Source organism: Devosia sp. P3_B2, assembly GCF_056402875.1.
The window spans coordinates 164,579-181,418 of record NZ_JBFUGO010000009.1 but is presented as its reverse complement, the minus strand read 5'-3'; the positions used below and the strand labels follow the sequence as shown (position 1 = coordinate 181,418).

15 protein-coding genes are annotated in these 16,840 nt (G+C 64.0%); 7 read left to right on the top strand and 8 right to left on the bottom strand.

Translation table 11 applies throughout. From position 1 onward, the window contains the following. Positions 1 to 30: 30 nt before the first annotated feature. The 3 genes from AC1DV8_RS14790 to AC1DV8_RS14780 all read left to right on the top strand — a co-directional run bounded on the left by AC1DV8_RS14790 (position 31) and on the right by AC1DV8_RS14780 (position 3,347). Positions 31 to 516 carry a hypothetical protein gene (locus AC1DV8_RS14790; protein WP_477157983.1) on the top strand — a complete coding sequence of 162 codons (486 nt, stop codon included), beginning with the start codon at positions 31 to 33 and terminating at the stop codon, positions 514 to 516. 91 nt (positions 517 to 607) lie between these two features. After that, a complete protein-coding gene (locus AC1DV8_RS14785) occupies positions 608 to 1,429 on the top strand; it encodes an amidohydrolase family protein (RefSeq protein ID WP_477157982.1) in 822 nt (273 codons plus the stop codon). Between the two features lie 376 nt (positions 1,430 to 1,805). Next, complete coding sequence (locus AC1DV8_RS14780; protein ID WP_477157981.1) at positions 1,806 to 3,347, top strand: tryptophan halogenase family protein; 1,542 nt, start codon at positions 1,806 to 1,808, stop codon at positions 3,345 to 3,347. A 207-nt stretch (positions 3,348 to 3,554) separates the two neighbouring features. Here AC1DV8_RS14780 and AC1DV8_RS14775 read toward each other — a convergent pair whose 3' ends face one another. Then, positions 3,555 to 3,944 carry a DUF3224 domain-containing protein gene (locus tag AC1DV8_RS14775; protein WP_477157980.1) on the bottom strand — a complete coding sequence of 130 codons (390 nt, stop codon included), beginning with the start codon at positions 3,942 to 3,944 and terminating at the stop codon, positions 3,555 to 3,557. Positions 3,945 to 4,026: 82 nt separating this feature from the next. On the opposite strand from AC1DV8_RS14775, the gene AC1DV8_RS14770 reads away from it, so the two are divergent. Together AC1DV8_RS14770 and AC1DV8_RS14765 are read left to right on the top strand one after the other, a co-directional pair. Further along, entirely contained in the window at positions 4,027 to 4,350 is a 324-nt protein-coding gene (locus tag AC1DV8_RS14770) for a hypothetical protein (RefSeq protein ID WP_477151233.1), read from the top strand. 11 nt (positions 4,351 to 4,361) lie between these two features. Continuing rightward, positions 4,362 to 5,189, top strand: coding sequence for an AraC family transcriptional regulator (locus tag AC1DV8_RS14765; RefSeq protein WP_477157979.1), 828 nt, complete (start codon positions 4,362 to 4,364; stop codon positions 5,187 to 5,189). A 117-nt stretch (positions 5,190 to 5,306) separates the two neighbouring features. Here AC1DV8_RS14765 and AC1DV8_RS14760 read toward each other — a convergent pair whose 3' ends face one another. From AC1DV8_RS14760 to AC1DV8_RS14735, 6 genes are all read right to left on the bottom strand, one after another. Further along, positions 5,307 to 5,735, bottom strand: a complete 429-nt coding sequence (locus AC1DV8_RS14760) for a CBS domain-containing protein (protein ID WP_477151235.1) — start codon at positions 5,733 to 5,735, stop codon at positions 5,307 to 5,309. Between the two features lie 171 nt (positions 5,736 to 5,906). Continuing rightward, positions 5,907 to 7,274 carry an alpha-galactosidase gene (gene melA / locus AC1DV8_RS14755; protein ID WP_477151236.1) on the bottom strand — a complete coding sequence of 456 codons (1,368 nt, stop codon included), beginning with the start codon at positions 7,272 to 7,274 and terminating at the stop codon, positions 5,907 to 5,909. A gap of 30 nt (positions 7,275 to 7,304) precedes the next feature. After that, positions 7,305 to 8,975 (bottom strand): ABC transporter ATP-binding protein, encoded by a 1,671-nt coding sequence (locus AC1DV8_RS14750; protein ID WP_477157978.1) that lies wholly within the window; start codon positions 8,973 to 8,975, stop codon positions 7,305 to 7,307. An 8-nt stretch (positions 8,976 to 8,983) separates the two neighbouring features. Further along, positions 8,984 to 10,129, bottom strand: coding sequence for an ABC transporter permease (locus AC1DV8_RS14745; RefSeq protein WP_477151377.1), 1,146 nt, complete (start codon positions 10,127 to 10,129; stop codon positions 8,984 to 8,986). Positions 10,130 to 10,149: 20 nt separating this feature from the next. Further along, positions 10,150 to 11,163 (bottom strand): ABC transporter permease, encoded by a 1,014-nt coding sequence (locus tag AC1DV8_RS14740; protein WP_477151378.1) that lies wholly within the window; start codon positions 11,161 to 11,163, stop codon positions 10,150 to 10,152. A 106-nt stretch (positions 11,164 to 11,269) separates the two neighbouring features. Beyond that, a complete protein-coding gene (locus tag AC1DV8_RS14735; protein ID WP_477151238.1) occupies positions 11,270 to 13,357 on the bottom strand; it encodes an ABC transporter substrate-binding protein in 2,088 nt (695 codons plus the stop codon). Between the two features lie 162 nt (positions 13,358 to 13,519). On the opposite strand from AC1DV8_RS14735, the gene AC1DV8_RS14730 reads away from it, so the two are divergent. Continuing rightward, positions 13,520 to 14,446 (top strand): helix-turn-helix domain-containing protein, encoded by a 927-nt coding sequence (locus tag AC1DV8_RS14730; RefSeq protein WP_477157977.1) that lies wholly within the window; start codon positions 13,520 to 13,522, stop codon positions 14,444 to 14,446. A gap of 61 nt (positions 14,447 to 14,507) precedes the next feature. Continuing rightward, positions 14,508 to 15,077 carry a LysE family translocator gene (locus tag AC1DV8_RS14725; RefSeq protein ID WP_477157976.1) on the top strand — a complete coding sequence of 190 codons (570 nt, stop codon included), beginning with the start codon at positions 14,508 to 14,510 and terminating at the stop codon, positions 15,075 to 15,077. On the opposite strand, the gene AC1DV8_RS14720 is transcribed toward AC1DV8_RS14725, so the two are convergent. Beyond that, the gene (locus tag AC1DV8_RS14720) at positions 15,074 to 16,804 is read right to left on the bottom strand and encodes a PAS domain S-box protein (protein ID WP_477157975.1); all 1,731 of its coding nucleotides are present in this window, start codon (positions 16,802 to 16,804) and stop codon (positions 15,074 to 15,076) included. The two genes, AC1DV8_RS14725 and AC1DV8_RS14720, sit on opposite strands and share 4 nt — an antisense overlap. Positions 16,805 to 16,840: the final 36 nt, after the last annotated feature.

The following is a 16,840-nucleotide window of genomic DNA, read 5'->3' as shown; positions in this document are numbered from 1 at the left end:
CGATGGCTCGTTCTTCATGGGGAGGATGACATGCCTGTGTTGCGCGCCATTGCGCTGCTCATTTTGGTCTTTTGCGCGGTTCCGGCCCAGGCGCAAAGCTGGCGGCGCTATGTTCATCCTCAGTCGGGGTTCTCGGTTTCGCTGCCGATCGGTTTGTTCGAGGTGGACGAGAACGCGACGGACCGGTTGGAACTGTCGGAGGTGGGCGGCGAGGCTCAGCTCGACGTGTTCGGCGTGAAGAATCCGGAGGCGCTTTCGGCGGGGGAGTTCCGGGCAATGATGGAAACGGCGGACCCGTCGCGCCGCATAACCTATCGAGCGGGTGGTCGGTCGTGGTTCGTGCTTTCGGGCTATCTCGAGAACGAGGGGGTACCCACGATTTTCTACGCCAAATTCATGCTGAGCCGGGATGGAACGGCGGTTTCGGCTTTCGAGATCAGCTATCCGGAAGCTGAGCGAGCGCGGTTCGACGACCTGGTCGAGCGCATCGAGGACAGCCTGACGGCGCCGCGCTAGCCACAGTTGCCATATCGCCCTTGGTACTAGCGTTCCGTCGCCGGCCCCGTGCTAGCTTGCGGCCGCAAACACTCATTCCTCATGGCGATTCATGCGCATTATCGATACGCACCTGCACCTCATTTATCCTGACAGATTCTCCTATCCGTGGCTCAGCGGGGCGCCAGCGATCGACAGGCCGTGGCATGTCGAGAGCTATTGGCAGGAAGCGGCGCCGCTTGGGATCGAGGCGGCGTTACATATGGAGGTGGACGTCGCCGAGCCGCAGATCGCTAATGAGACCGAGTTCGTGCTGGGGCTCGACCGGGTGGTCGGGGCGATTGCCAGTGGACGGCCCGAGCATTCGGGGTTCGAAGCGCATCTCGAGAGGATGCAGGCGCTCCGGAGGGTGAAAGGCATCCGGCGTCTGCTGCAGGGGCAGCCGGCGGAGCTCAGCCAAACGCAGACCTTCATCGACAATGTGCGGCTGCTGCCGCGCTACGGCATGACCTTTGACATCTGCGTGAAGTCGCATGAGCTGATGCTGGCGCCGCCGCTGATCCAGGCGTGTCCCGGGACGCAGTTCGTGCTCGACCACTGCGGCAACCCCAAGATTGCCGAGGCGGAATGGGAGAGCTGGACCACGAGGCTCGAGCGGGTGGCCGAGCTGCCGAACGTGGTGTGCAAGGTTTCGGGGATTCTGGCCAACGTGGACGACACTTGGACGGTGGATACGATCCGGCCGTATGTCGAGTTCGTCATCGAAACGTTCGGCTGGGATCGCGTGGTGTGGGGGAGCGACCATCCCGTGGTGACGTTATTCGCGGACTTGACGAAGTGGGTGAACGCCACGACGGAGATCGTAAGCGGAGCGAGCATGGCTGAGCAGGAGAAGCTGTTCTGGCGCAACGCGGAGCGGGTCTACCGGCTTTAACGGCTTACCCACTCGAACGTATTACTGTGATTTGACGTTCACTGCGGCACGGTGGTCCAGTGTTCGTCGAGGGGACTATGACGCCTAGCAGTCGACTGCCTGCCGACGCCATACACCGGCGCCGCATCTTCATCGCAGCGTTGGTCCTGGTAGGCGCGTGTCTTGTAATCCTGACGGTGGTCGCGTCGATTTACGTGCCGCTCGAGGATGACAGCGACATCGGGGTCGGCCAACAACAGAGCGGCGCACCACGATAACTTGCCGATGGCGTTAGGGGTCGACGCGCCGACCTGTAGTTTCCGGACTTTCGTCTGAACTCAGCCCCTTGCTCGCCTCTCTCGCATCGTCTTTCCTGCGGCCAGGGAGGACTACAATCATGGCGGGGCAACCGCATTTCGTTATCGTGGGCGGCGGCACGGCGGGGTGGATCGCGGCCTTCATCATTCAGGACTCGATCAAGCGGCTGAAGCTCGATGCGAAGCTCAGCGTTGTCGAGTCCAGCAAGATCCCGACCGTGGGGGTGGGTGAGGCGACGACGGCCGCCTTCCACGTGTTCCTGACGCATTTCGGCATTGATATCTTCGAGTTCTTCAGGAAGACCGAGGCGACCTACAAGCTCGGCATCCGGCACGAGGACTGGCGGCGGAAGGGCTTCACCTATTACGGGCCGATCGATGACCCGCACGCGGTCGTGAGGCCCCCGCCAGGAGCGCCGTCGGATTATCTCAACGTCTATGCGGTGTCGGTGAACGAGCCGGTGCAGGACATGCATCTGTTCGGGCCGCTGCTGAAGCAGAAGAAGGCGCCGTGGGCGCAGAAGGCGGACGGATCGCTGCAGCCGCTGGGACCGTTCCTGCCGGCCTATCACTTCGACCAGTCGCTGGTGGGGAAGTTCCTCAAAGAGAAGTCGCAGGGCGTCGAGATCGTCGACAACGTGCTGACGGGCGTTGAGCGGAACGGCGAGACCGGGGACGTCACGGCGCTGGTGTTCGAGGACGGGGAAAAGCTCGAGGGCGATTTCTTCATCGACGCGACGGGGTTCCGGAAGCGCCTGATCGTCGGCGAGATGCAGGCGCCGTGGATTTCGTATCAGCACGAGTTGCCGGTGAACCGGGCCCTGCCCTTCTGGCTACCGGTGGAGCCGGGCGAGGAGATCGCCAACTACACCCGCGCCTGGGCGCAGGAAGCCGGGTGGATGTGGCAGATCCCAACGCAGTACCGGTATGGCTGCGGTTACGTGTACTCGGACGAGTTCCGGACGCCCGATGAGGCACATGCCGAGGTGGAGCGGGTGCTGGGCCGCAAGATCGAGGTGCGCGGCGACATCCAGTTCAAGATCGGGCGGCTCGAGAAGGCCTGGATCAACAATGTCGTGGCCGTGGGACTGAGCTCGAGCTTCCTCGAGCCGCTCGAGTCGACCTCGATCCACGGCACAATCGTCCAGATGATGATGTTCGCGGGGCAGTACCTGCGCGAGCCCGGAAAGATGACCCAGGCGCTGCGCGACGACTACAACAAGCGGGTCGGGCGGCAGGTCGATGACTTCCGCACGTTCGTCAACACGCACTACATGACCGAGCGGGACGACACGCCGTTCTGGCGCGAGGTGCGGGAGCACCGGATTCATCCGGAGACGAAGGAGCGGCTGGCGCGGTGGCGGACGGAAATGCCGCGGCGCGAGCATTTCCCGGACTATCTGTTCGGGCTGCCGCACGTAGAGACGCAACTGCACTATCCGGTGCTGGACGGGCTCGGGCTGCTCGATCCGGCGGTCGCTAAGGCGGAGATGGCGCGCGATCCGAAATTGCGGAAGTTCGCGCGGGAGACGCATGAGGGGCTGGTGAAGGAATACAAGCAGGCGGCCAGCAAGGCGCTGGGGCATGCGGAGTTTTTGGAGATTGTGCGGGGGATGGGGTGATGCCCACCTTCATCTCTCCCCCTGCGGGAGGAAAGCGATTTCTTGGGCTTAGCCCTTCGCTAAGCCTTAGAAATCGCAAGAGAGGGGATACTGGGAGGCACGATGGCTCCGCACCCCCTCTCTTGCGAAAACTAAGGACTTAGCTGCGCTAAGCCCAAGTTTTCGCTTTCTCCCCCGCCGAGGGGGAGATGTCCGAGAGGCTGGTGCTTAGAGCGCGTAGTTCAGCTCGTAATGCACGGTCTTGTCGTGTTCGGCGGCGTAGCTGCCCTGCCCTGTGATGCCCTTCAACTCGCCGGTGCCGGAGCCTTCGACGATCTGCCATTTGCTGGCGGCGATGCCGTTGGTCCAGTCGCCGACCTCGTAGATGATGAACTGGCCGGCCTTGCCGTCGAGCGCGCCGTCCATGACCAGGTAGCCGGAATAATGGCAGGTCTCGGCGGTGGGGTATTGCATCAGGTAGCGACCAGGGCCGGTGGCTTCGATGGCGCCGTGCATGATGATGTCGATCTTCGCCTCGGTCGATTTCAGTGGGGCGGCTTCGTGATAGGGCTTCTCGTCCCAGTTGTTGTGGAGAATCGTGCCTTTGGCGGTCTTCATAGCGGTTCCTTCCGATGATGGGAGGAGCGTAGCGGCCGGGCGGTTCGGGCAATTGTAGTTTCGCGACAGAGGAGATCGGCGGATGATCCTGCGGCAATGGTCGGCCCGTATCCGCACCGCGGACGAGGCGCGCTATGTGGCCTATATCGAGGAAACCGGCGGGGCTCATTACGCCGCGACTGAAGGCAATCTCGGCTTTCAGATCCTGACGAGCGCAGAGCCCGGCGGCCTCAGCACGGTCACGACGCTCAGTTGGTGGACCGACATCGAGGCGGTAAAGCGCTTTGCCGGCGAGGACTATCAGCGGGCTCAATACTACCCCGAGGACGACGAGTTCCTGGTGGAGCGGACGGAGTTCGTACAGCACCATGTAGTGCGGACGTCGCAGATGGGCGGCGTGAGCTGACGCGGGCCGACATGAGACGTAGCGATCCCAAGCCGATCGACCCGGCGATGAAGCCGGCGCGCGGGCTGCTGCACAAGAAAACCAGCTTCGAGCATTTCGAGCTGACGCGGTTCGAGCCGTCGGAGGACCTCAGGGACTGGATCGAGCACCATTGGATGGTTCTCTACGATCTCGGTGGGCGGCCGCCCTACACGCAGCGCAACCTCAGCCATCCGAACCAGCATGTGGTGATCGACTCGCGGGGCGAGACCGGGATCTTCGGGGCAGCGACTGGGGTTTTCGAGACGACGCTCGACGGGTCGGGGCGGGTGTTCGCGACGAAGTTCTGGCCGGGGGCGTTCCGGCCATTCTTCGGGCGAGCGGTGAGTGCGCTCACGGATGCGTCGCTGCCGGTCGAGACGGTGTTTTCGCGGACGTCGGGCGAACTGGAGGAGGAGTTCCTGAGGCTCAACGATCCGGTGGGGATGGCGGAGCGGATGGAGGAGATGTTCAGGGCGCAACTGCCGGAGCCGGACGAGAAGGCCGGGCTGACGCGGCGGATCGTGAGATTTGCCGAAGCCAATCTCGAACTGGCGTCGGCGTCGGCGCTGGCCGAGGCTTTCGGGATGGGCATCAGGGCGCTGCAGCGGTTGTTCGATGAGTATGTCGGGGTGTCGCCCAAGTGGGTGATCGACCGCTACAGGATGCTCGAGGCGGTCGAAACGCTAAATGCCGGGGCACCGGACTCGCTGACCGAGTTGGCGCACCGGCTGGGCTATTTCGACCAGGCGGCGTTCAATCATGCGTTCGAGAAGCTGACCGGAGCGGCGCCGGGGGCGTTTCGAGTGGATAGCCGATAGAGACACCCCTCCTATCCCCCACGAGGGGAGAGGTGCTTCGCCGGTTCGTTGGGCACGATCAGGCAACAGCCTCGACTCGTCACTTCCCTTGGGAGGGGGCCGTCTGCCTCAGTCGCTCTAGTGCTGGCTGTGCATGCCGCCGGGCTCGGAGATTTCCTTCAGCGCCTCGCCGCTGGTGGAGCCGTCGGCGAGCGAGACGTCGCCGAGCGAGATCATGCCGACGAGACGCTTTTCGCGGTTGAGCACCGGGAGGCGGCGGATCTTGTATTCGGCCATCTGCTCGGAGACTTCGTCGATCTCCTCGTCCTCGTAGCACCAGCGCACGTCCTGGCTCATCACCTGCCGAACGCGCGTCTCGGGGCCCATGCCCTCGGCGATGGCGCGGATGGCGATGTCGCGGTCGGTGATGACGCCGACAAGGCGATCGTTTTCGCCGACCGGCATGCAGCCGGCGTCGATCTCGCGCATGGTGCGCGCGACGTCGCGGATCGAGTTATCCGGCGAGGCGATCTCGACGCCGGTGCTCATGCATTCGCTGACCCTCATGTCCGTTCTCCCGTACTGGCGGGACGGCAAAGGGGGCGCCGCCCCTGACAAAAAGGAAACCCGCGGTGACGCCCGCGGGTTCAGTTAGGGAGGAGAAATAGTTTTGCGTGGCGCTCGTTGGGTGGATCCTCCCCCGCCGTGCGGGGGAGGATCCGAAGATCGAGTCCAGCCTTAGGCGACGCGCTGCTTCTTGGCCGGGCGCGCCCATTCCGGGAGCCAGTCGCCGTGGGCGGCGAGGAGGTCGTCGGTGAGGTTCCAGATCTGCTCGAGATCGAGCTCGGCAGCGGTGTGGGGGTCCATCATCGCGGCGTGGTAGATGTGCTCCTTGTTCTCGGTCATCAGCGCCGCAACGGTCAGTTCCTGAACGTTGATGTTGGTGCGGATGAGGGCCGTGAGCTGGGGCGGCAGGTCGCCGATATAGGTCGGCTGGATGCCCGAGCTATCGACGAGGCACGGGACCTCGACGGCGGCGTTGTAGGGCAGATTGGTGATGACGCCGTTGTTGCGCACGTTCCCGTAGATGACGCCGGGCTCGCCGGTCCAGACCGAGTTGACGATCTCGGAGGCATATTCCTTACTCTGCTTGACCTCGATGGTGTTGGCCTTGCGGTACTCCTCGGAGGTGGTCTTCCACTTGGCGATCTGCTCGACGCAGCGCTTGGGGTACTCATCGAGGGGGATGCCGAACTTCTCGATGATGTCCTCGCGGCCTTCCTTGATGAAGTACGGCGTGTACTCGGCGAAGTGCTCGGAGCTCTCGGTGACGAAGTAGCCGAGGCGGGTGAGCATCTCGTAGCGCACCTTGTTGGGGCAGCGCGGGTTCCAGGTGGGCTTGGGCGCCCTGCCCTCGCGGTAGGCGCGAACGAGGTCCGGGTAGAGATCGCGATAGGAGCCGTCGGCCTGGCGGTGCTCGAACTTCAGGTAGAAGGCCATGTGGTTGATGCCGGCCGAGCGGTAGCGGATCTCGGAGTACGGGATGTCGAGGTCGTGGGCGAGCTCCATCGCGGTGCCCTGCACCGAGTGGCAGAGGCCGACCTGCTTGATGGTGGGGTACTTCTCGGCGATGGCCCAGGTGTTGATGGCCATCGGGTTGACGTACTGCAGCATCACCGCCTCGGGGGCGACTTCGAGCATGTCCTCGCAGATCGACCAGAGGTGCGGCACGGTGCGGAGGCCGCGCATGATGCCGCCAACGCCGAGAGTGTCGGCGATGGTCTGGCGCAGGTTGTACTTCTTGGGGACCTCGAAATCGACGACGGTCGAGGGCTCGTACCCGCCGATCTGGAAGCAGACGACGACGAAATTGGTGCCGTCGAGGGCTTCGCGCTGGTTCGAATAGGTGGTCACGGTGGCGGGGACGCCGAGGGTGTTCACCAGCTTGCCGGCGATGATGGCGCTTTCTTCGAGGCGCTGCGGATTGATGTCCATCAGGCGGATCTCGGCGCCGGTCAACGCCTCGCGCTGCAGGATGTCGCCGACAATGTTCTTCATGAACACGGACGAGCCGGCGCCGATGAAGGTGATCTTTGGGTTGGCCATGAAATGAGTCTCCGTAAGGCTGTCGGCGGGCTAGGCCGCGATTTCAAACGCGGCCCTAACGAGCCGCGAGGTGTATTCGGTTTGCGGGTTTTCGAGCACCTGGCTCACCGGCCCCTCTTCGACGATCTTGCCGTACTGCATGACCATCACCCTGTGGCAGAGGGCTTTGACGACCTTGAGGTCGTGCGAAATGAAGAGGTAGCTCAAACCCTTCTCGTCCTGCAGCTTGCGCAGCAGCTCGATGATCTGGGCCTGCACCGAAAGGTCGAGTGCCGAAGTCGGCTCGTCGAGCAGGATAAACTCGGGTTCAAGCGCTATGGCCCGGGCGATGGCGAGGCGCTGGCGCTGGCCGCCCGAGAACTCATGCGGGAAGCGGTTGAGAATGGTGTCGGGCATTCCGGCATCGCGCAGGGCCTGACGGACGCGTTCGCCGCGCTCGCGGCTGTTGCCGCCGAGGTTGTTGACGATCAACCCTTCCTCGATGATCTGGCGCACCGACATGCGGGGGTTCAGCGAAGCGAAGGGGTCCTGGAAGACGATCTGCATGCGGGATCGCAGCGGGCGCATGGCCTGCCGATCCTTGGTGTCGATCCGCTCCCCATCGAACAGGATCTCGCCGCCCTGGTTGGCGATGAGGCGGATGAGGGCCTGGCCGAAGGTGGTCTTGCCCGAGCCGGATTCGCCGACGAGGCCGAGGGTCTCGTGCTTTTTCAAGTTGAGCGACAGCTTGTCGACGGCGACCAACTCGAAGAAATCGGGATTGAAGAAGCCGCCCCGCTTGAGCGTGAAGGCGACCTTCACGTCCTTGCCTTCGAGCACGGTCGGCGAGTCGGCCTCAATCGGTTTCGCCGCGCCCTTCGGCTCGGAGGCGAGCAGGTGCTTGGTGTAGCTGTGGCGCGGATTGGCGAACAGTGCCTCGGTGGTGTTGTGCTCCTGCACCCGGCCGTTCTGCATGACATAGACGTAGTCTGAGAACTGTTTGACGATCGTCAGGTCGTGGGTGATCAGGATCACGGCCATGCCGTACTTCGACTTCAGATCCTTGATCAGGTTCAGGATCTGGGCCTGCACGGTAACGTCGAGCGCGGTGGTCGGCTCGTCGGCGATCAGCACGTCGGGGCGATTGGCGAGGGCCATGGCGATCATGACGCGCTGGCGCTGGCCGCCGGAGAGCTGGTGCGGATATTGGCGGAGGCGCGCGCCGGGCTCGGGGATCTGCACTTCCTCGAGCAGCGCGCGGGCGCGGTCCATGGCTTCGCGACGGCTGATGCGGTTGTGCAGATGGAGGATTTCGCAGAGCTGCTGGCCGATGGTGTAGACCGGGTTCAGCGAGCTCATCGGCTCCTGGAAGATCATCGACAGGTCGTTGCCGCGCAGCTTGCGCATCTGCGGATCGCTGAGGCTGACGATGTCCTTGCCGGCGAGGCTGATGCGGGTCTGCTTGCCGATCTTGGCGCGCCGGGTCAGGAGGCGCATGACGGTGCGGGCAGTGACCGATTTGCCCGAGCCGCTTTCGCCGACCAGCGCGATGGTCTCACCCTTGTGGAGCTGGAAGGAGACGTCGCGGACGGCGTTGACGATGCCGCCCTCGACCTTGAAGTCGACGGCGATGTTGCGGGCATCGAGGATCAACTCGCGGCCGTGGCTGCCGAGGTCATAGCGCTCGGGGGGAGCGAGATCGACGTTCGAGGTGTTGCTCATGGCCATACTCAATAGGGGTCGATCGCGTCGCGCAGGCCATCGCCCAGCGCGTTGAAGGCGAAGACCGTAATCAGGACGAAGACGACGGGGCTGAGGATCCAGGGATAGGAGCCGATCACCGAGAAGGTACCGGTATCCTGCAGCATCAGGCCCCAGGAGATCAGCGGCGGCTTCACGGCGAAGCCGAGGAAGCCGAGGAAGCTCTCGAGCAGCACCACGCTGGGGATCGCGATGGTGACCGCGACGATCAGGTGGCTGGAGACGTTAGGCAGGATATGCCGGCCGATAATCCGCATGTCGGACGAGCCGACGGCAATGGCGGCGCGGACATATTCGATGCGGGCCAGCGCCAAGGTCTTGGAGCGTACTTCACGGCTGAGCTGGGCCCAGCCGAGCGCCGCCATGACCCCGATGACGAAGGCGATAAAGACATTGGACGGGGCGGTGACCGGGATCAGCGAGGTGAGCGCGAGGTAGAGCGGGAGCTGCGGGAAAGCCAGCACCAGTTCGACGAAGCGTTGCACCCAGGTATCGAGCTTGCCGCCGAGATAGCCTGAGGCAATGCCGACGAACGTGCCGAGCGTCGTGGTCAGGAGCACCACCACCAGCGCGATGGTCAGCGAAATCTGGGAGCCGACGATACCGCGCGACAGGATATCGCGGCCGAACTTGTCGGTGCCGAGGAAGTGGATCGGCCGGCCATCGACGGCGCCGAAGAAGTGGATATCGGTCGGGATCAGGCCGAGCAGATTGTAGCGGTGCCCCCGGACGAAGAAACCGAGCTCGGTGGGGTTGGACTTGTCCGGGCCGGTCATCGGCTGGAAGGTGACCGGGTCGAACTCGCCGGTCTCGATGATCGGGTAGACGAACGGGATCGGGCTGAAGCTGCCATCGGGCGCACTGAACTCGACATGGTCGGGTGGCGCGAAACCGATCTCGGCCCGCTTGGGGTCCATCGGGGCGAAGAAATCGCCGAAGATAGCCATCAACAGCAGCGCCACGGTCAGGGTCAGGCCCATCATCCCCATGGTAGAGCGGCGGAAGCGACGCCAGACCAGCGTGATGTAGGTCTCGTTGCCATGGGCGAAACGGGCGGCGATGACCGGCTCTGCCGGCGGCGTGACGGCGGGAGGGGTGACGGTATCGGCCAGGATGGGTTTGTGGGTGATATCGGTCATTCGCGGTTCTCCCCGCCGAGCCGTACGCGCGGATCGACCGCAGCGAGCAGCAGATCAGACAGGATGTTGCCCACCATCAGGGTGACGGCCAGCACGAGGACGAAGGTGGCGGTGACGTACACGTCGCCCACGGCCATCGAGCCGGTGATCGCCGGGCCGACGGTGGCGAGGCCGAAGACGATGGCAACTTCGATTTCGCCGGTGAGCATGTAGGGCAGCGCCACGCCCTGGTAGGCGATAAGCGGATGCAGGGCATTGGGGACGGCATGCTTCATGATCACCGCGCCTTCAGACATGCCCTTGGCTCGCGCCGTCTCGACATATTGCGAGTTCAGCACATCGAGCAGATTGGCGCGCATGACGCGCATGTTGTAGGCGAGCCCGCCGAAGGTGGCGATAAAGACCACCGGCCAGACGTGCGAGACGAGGTTGACGAATTTGTCCCAACTCCACGGCGCGCCGCCGTATCTCGACGAGAAGAAGCTGCCGATCTCCTGCACGTTCAGCTTGAAGGCGAGGATGTAGATGATGATCAGCGCCAGGAGGAAGCGTGGCACGGTCATGCCGAGGAACGAGATGATGCCGAAGGCGGTATCGACCCAGCTATATTGTCGCGTGGCTGCGATGATGCCCATGCCGATGCCGATGACGGACGCGAACAGGTGACAAGTCAGCGCCAGCATAATGGTGCGCGGCAGGCGCTCGGCCACCACGTCGCCGACCGGCTTGTTGTAATACAGCGAGTGGCCGAAATCGAAGCGGGTGACGATGCCGCCCATCCAGTTGATGTACTGGACCGGGAGCGGGTCGTTGAGACCGTTCTGCTCGCGGTAGATCTCCGCCTGCTTTTCAGCCTCTTCCATCGTAGCGCCACCCTGATTGATCAGCATGGAGCGGATGTAGTCGCCGTAGTCGCCCGGCGGGGCCTGGATGATGGCGAAGGTGACAACGCTCAGCACCAGAAGGATCGGCACGGCTGCCAGTATCCGCATCACCAGGAAGCGCAGCAATTGCAGCATGTTCGAAACTCCTAAGGCCGGGCCAGCCTCCACTTCGTGAGGCGGGAGGTGGCGAGGGAGCCAGAGCCCCCTCGCTTTTGGTCTGCAGTTGCGGGCGTTACAAGGATTCCGCGCCGGCAGAACCAGGGGCACCCGGGAGGGTGTCAGGATGCAGCTCGTAAGCCTGCTGCTTGTCAGCCGGAACGTAGACGCGCTCGCGGATGATGTTGTCTTCAGCCCAGTTGAACATGAAGATCGGAGCACCCGGCGGGATGTTGGCGAAGCGCTTGTTGATGATGAGCGCACCAGGGTACTGCGTCAGGCCGATACCGAAGAGGTTCTCGGTATAGATCTTCTGGTACGTCTTCATCAGATCGAGGCGCTTGGCGGAATCATCGGTAGCGATGAACGCGTTGACGGTGTCGACCAGGTCCTTCTCCCACGGCAGCAGATCCAGCGTGCCGTCAGTGCCGGCGCGGTGCGAACCGCTGACCTGCGGACCAGTCGGCGCGAGCGCCGTCGTATTCTGGACCACGGAGATCAGTTCCGAACCGTTACGGGCAACACGCCAGTCGAACTTGCCGGACTGGTAGGTTGCATCGTGCTGCGTACCGGTCAGGAAGTTGGCGATGACACGGATGCCAAGCGGCTCCATCATCGCGATGACGCCTTCCGCCAGGTTCTTGTCGGTCTGGTAGTCGGCGTTGGCGAGCAGCGTGATCTCGACGTCGCCACCACCAGCGGTGCCCGCGGGGAAGTTCACGACGCCGTTGCCGTCCGTATCCACGAGGCCGGCCTTGGCCAGCAGTTCCTTAGCAGACTCGAGCGAGTACGGGTAGTAAACGGTCGAGTCCTTGTCGTAGTACGTCGTGCCGGCATAGAGGCCGCCCGGGTAGATGGCGGTGAACGGGCCCTTCACCAGAGCTTCGCCCAGACGCTGCCGATCAATCGCGTAGGTGACCGCCTTGCGGAAGTCTTCGTTGCGGTTGAGCTCGCGGACCGCCTGCTGACGCGCATCCGGTTCGCCCCAGCCATTGCCAGAGAGGTTCGGATAGAGCGTGTAGCCGATGGTGCGGGCACCGAAGGCAAGACGGGCGGGAGCATTGGGATCGGCAGAGCGCTTCAGCGCCTCGACATAGCTTTCGGCCTGTTCGAGGTTGGAGAAGTCGCCGGTGCCGGCCACGGCCTGCACGTCACGGTCGGCCCAGGTGCTCAGGCGATACTGGACTTCATTGAGGTAGGGCAGCTGGTTGCCCTGATCGTCGACCTTCCAGTAGTACGGGTTGCGGCGCAGCACGACGATGTCGTCAGGCCGATACTCGACCGGGACCCAGGCGCCCATCACCGGGATGTTCATGTACTCGGGCTTGATGGCGTTCTTGTACTCGTCGTACGTGGCGCCGGCCTTGTACTTGGGATGCAGCGGCTTGAAGATGTGCGCCGGGCCGGGGCAGAAGTTGCCGTAGGCCATCTGGTACAGGTACTGGCGCGGGAACGCTTCCTTGAAGGTCCAGACCAGCGTGTACTTGTCGGGGGCCTCGAGCGTGGTGCCCTCGCCGAACATTTCCGGCGACGCGCCGTTAAGCGGCGTCACGTTCGGGTCGACGACGTTGTCTTCCCAGTAGAACATGGCGTCTTCCGAGGTGAACTCGACACCATCCGACCACTTGGCGCCTTCGACGAGGTGCATGGTCAGCTTGTGGCCGTCTTCGCTCCATTCCCAGCTCTTGGCGAGGTTGGGCATGGGCGCCAGGTCTTCGGCCTTGACCTCATACAGCAGCGCCGTACGCGTCAGGCACTCCATGGTGCCGATATCGATGCCGCCCCAGCCCTGCGACTGGCCGGCCATATAGTTCCAGCCTTCCGGCCGGCCGCCGATCACATGGCGCATGACGTCGCCATAGACGCCGATGCCATCGGGCATGTTGGCCGACTTGAAGACCATCGGCTCCTTGGGCAGGCGATCGACCAGCGGCGGCAGTTTGCCTGCAGCCTCGAAGGCCTTCACATACTCCGGCTCGTTGTAAGCCGGCAGCGCCTTGTACTCATAGATGTCACCGATGCCGACGAAGTTGGGCGTGCCCTGGGCATCGAACTTCGGCGGATCGGGCGGCGTGGTGGGCGGAACGATCTGGGCCTGTGCGGCGATGATCGAGACGCCAAGCAGAAGCCCTGCCCCGCCAAGGGCAAATAGGTGTTTACGCATGTTTCCTCCCTAGGCTCGAGGCCGACACAACACGTGTCCGGCGGCAGGCCTCCAACCCACCGTCACTTGCCCCAGCCTCAAAATGGTAGACCTTGCGCGGGACCGTACAATCCGATTATCTGAATGAGTATTTCCGGTTTTTACAGATTGTCACAGAGACCGATGACCGAGCAGCCCCAGCACTTTTCGCCGAACAAGCCACGGGAGAAGGCGACCGCCCCGGTGCCGCGGCCTGACCGGCGATTCTATGCGCAGATGCAAGCCTTTGGCCGCTTCGGCATCCGCTGGTTCGACCCACAGATCATGCCGGAAGAACACTTCCACGGGCATATCGAGCTCAACTGGCTGACCGCCGGCAGCATGGATTACGTCATCGACGGGCGACCGCTCAAGATTCCGCCACAGCGACTAGTGCTGTTTTGGGCCGGCATCCCGCACCAGACGGTCGGGCTGGATACGGGGCCTCACGCCGACAGTCGCCAGTGCAATGTATACCTGCCGCTCGACAGCTTCCTGCACATGCCCAACCTCGGAAAGCTGACCGAAACCATGATGGGTGGCGGCGTGGTGATGCTCCCCCCCGAGACGATCGGCGACGACACGCTCCGACGCTGGTACCACGACTATCGCTCGGGCGATGCGGAGCGGACCGACATCCTCAAGGAAGAGATCGCGCTGATGCTGCGGCGCGCCGCGGTGACGGGCTGGGACGTGCTGATGGAGCCGTGGATCGAGAGCGTCGGATCGTCGACCCGCGCTGCCTCGCCGCTGCGTTATGTCGTGGCGATGATCCGGCACATTCTCGAGAACCTGTCGGAGCCGCTACGGGCGGAGGACGTGGCGAAGGTCGTGGGGCTGCACCCGAACTATGCGCTCAACCTGTTCACCGAGGTGATGCGGGTGCCGATGCACAAGTTCGTCGTGCGGATGCGGCTTATCCGGGCGCGCTCGCTGCTGTTCGAGGGGAGCCTGTCGATCGAGAACGTGGCGTTCGAGAGCGGATTTACGGCGCTGAGCCAGTTCTACGTGCAGTTCCGGAACGCCTATGGGCTGACGCCGCGGCAGATGCGGGCGCACTACCTCCGCTGAGGGTCTTGCACCCCGGTCGCCGATCGGCTGGACTCACGCGTGACGCGAGGGCGACTATCGAATGACTGATCCGATCCTGTTCTTGCTGGCCGTGCTGACGATCCTGGGCACACCCGGGCCGACCAATACGCTGCTGGCAACGTCTGGCGCGATGGTGGGCGTGCGGCGCTCGCTGCCGCTACTCGTCGGGGAACTTGCCGGTTACCTGATTGCGATTGCGGCGATCCGCATCGTGCTGGGGCCGGTGATCCATGCTTATCCGTTGGTCGGGGTCGGGTTGAAGATCGCGGTGGTGCTGTACCTGGGCTGGGTGGCGATCCGGCTGTGGCGGGACAATGAAGCGCTGACCGGGGCGCAGACGGTCGGCGTGCGCAGCGTGTTCATCACCACGCTGCTCAACCCCAAGGCACTGATCTTTGCGCTGAGCATCCTCCCGGCCGAGCACCCTGCGCTTGCCTGGTTCATCGTGGCGTTCGCTGTGGCAGTACCGAGTGTGGGGTTCGCCTGGATCCTGGTGGGCCGCGCCATTGGGGCGGCGTCAGGCGAGCGAAATGCGGGGATCGTCCGGCGGGTGGCTTCGGTGGCACTGGTCGGATTTGCCGGGGTTATCGCGGCGTCCGTGCTCGGTTAGGACGCTGCTTCGTACACTACCACCCTGCCCCGACCCAGCGCCTTGGCGGTGTAGCAGGCCTCGTCGGCTCGTCGCATGAGTTCGTCGGTGGGAGGAGAGTTTTCGTCGACGCAGGTGATGCCGATGCTGGCGCCGATCCCGTAGGCCGCACCGCCCGCCTGGAAGTCGATGTCGGCGATCGCGGCGGCGATCTTTTCGGCGACGCGGCTGGCGGCATCGAGCGGGCAGTCGGAGAGCAGGATCGTGAACTCGTCGCCGCCGATGCGAGCGGCGAAATCCTGCCGGCGGCAGCTGCTGCCGATCACCGCTGCCACCTTGCGCAGCAGCGCGTCGCCCGCGGCATGTCCGGCACCGTCGTTGACCGGTTTGAAGTGATCGAGGTCGATGAAGCACAGCGCGTGCTGGCGGCGCTCGCGGGCGGCTTCCGCGGCTACCGTTCCGAGCGCTTTTTCGAACGCGACCCGATTTGGCAGGCCGGTCAGACCATCGTGGGTGGCCGAGTGGGCAAGCTGGCGCTGCAGGGCACGGCTCGAGCTGACGTCCTGGAACACCAGCACGGCGCCAATCACGGCGCCCTCGGGGGTGCGCAGCGGCGCGGCCGAGCAACGGATATCGCGGCGAGCCCCATCGCGCGACTCGAGCACGACGTCCTCGTCGACATAGGTGACGTCGCCGGTGAGGAGGCACCGGGCGACCGGGCTGGCGGCGATGCGACCGGTCCGCTCCTCGGCCATGGGAATGATCTGATCGACCGGGCGGCCGATCGCCTCGTCGACGGTCCACCCGGTCATCGTTTCGGCGACGGTATTCATGAAGGTGACGCGGCGCTTGTCGTCGGTGGAGATGACGCCGTCGCCGATCGACTGGAGCGTGACCTTGAGCCGCTCCTTTTCCTCGGCGAGCTCAGCCTCGATGGTCTTGAGGCGCGTGATGTCGGTGTCTGTGCCGATGGTGCGGGTGGAGACGCCGTTTTCGTCCCACTCGACCGGACGGCCGCGGCTCAGGATCCAGATCCAGTGGCCGTCGCGATGGCGCTCCCGGTACTCGAGGGTTTCGAAGCCCTCCTCGCCGAGATCCTGCTTGTCGACATTGGCGCGGATGCGCGGCACGTCGTCGGGGTGGACGCGCGCCAGCCAGGCTTCCTGGTCGGGATCGACCCACTCGTCGGGGCGGTAGCCGCGCATGGTTCGCCAGGTGCGCGAATAGAACATGTCGTCGTTGGGCTTATCGTGATCCCATACGCCCTGCCCCGCCGCCTCGAGGGCGAAGCTCCAGCGGCTTTCGGCATGGACGAGTGCAGCCTCGGCGCGTTTCTGGCGATCGATATTGGTGGTCTGGAGGATGACGTAGAGCGGCCTGCCGGTCGTATCCGAGCGCAGGACCGAGGCGACGGCGAGGACCCAGATGGCGCTGCCGTCGGCGTGCTTCAGGCGGCACTCGGCGCGATGTTCCTCGGCCTCGCCATCGACCAGCCGGCCGAGGTGAAGCGGCAGCGCGGCGTCGCAGTCGGGATGGGCGAAATCGGCTAGCTGCGCACCTGTGAAATCGTCAACGCTGCCGCCGACCATCTCAGCGAAGGCGCTGTTGAGATAGAGTAGCCGGCCATCGACGCCGACCAGCGCCATGCCGACGGCGGCGCTCTCGATGACCTTGCGAAGCAGCGCGCCGCCTTGATCGAAGCGGAGCAGCTTCGGCTCATCTTCCGGCAGGTTCTGGATGCGTCCCATCGGAGTACAATAGTCGCCCGATCGTTAACATCGGCT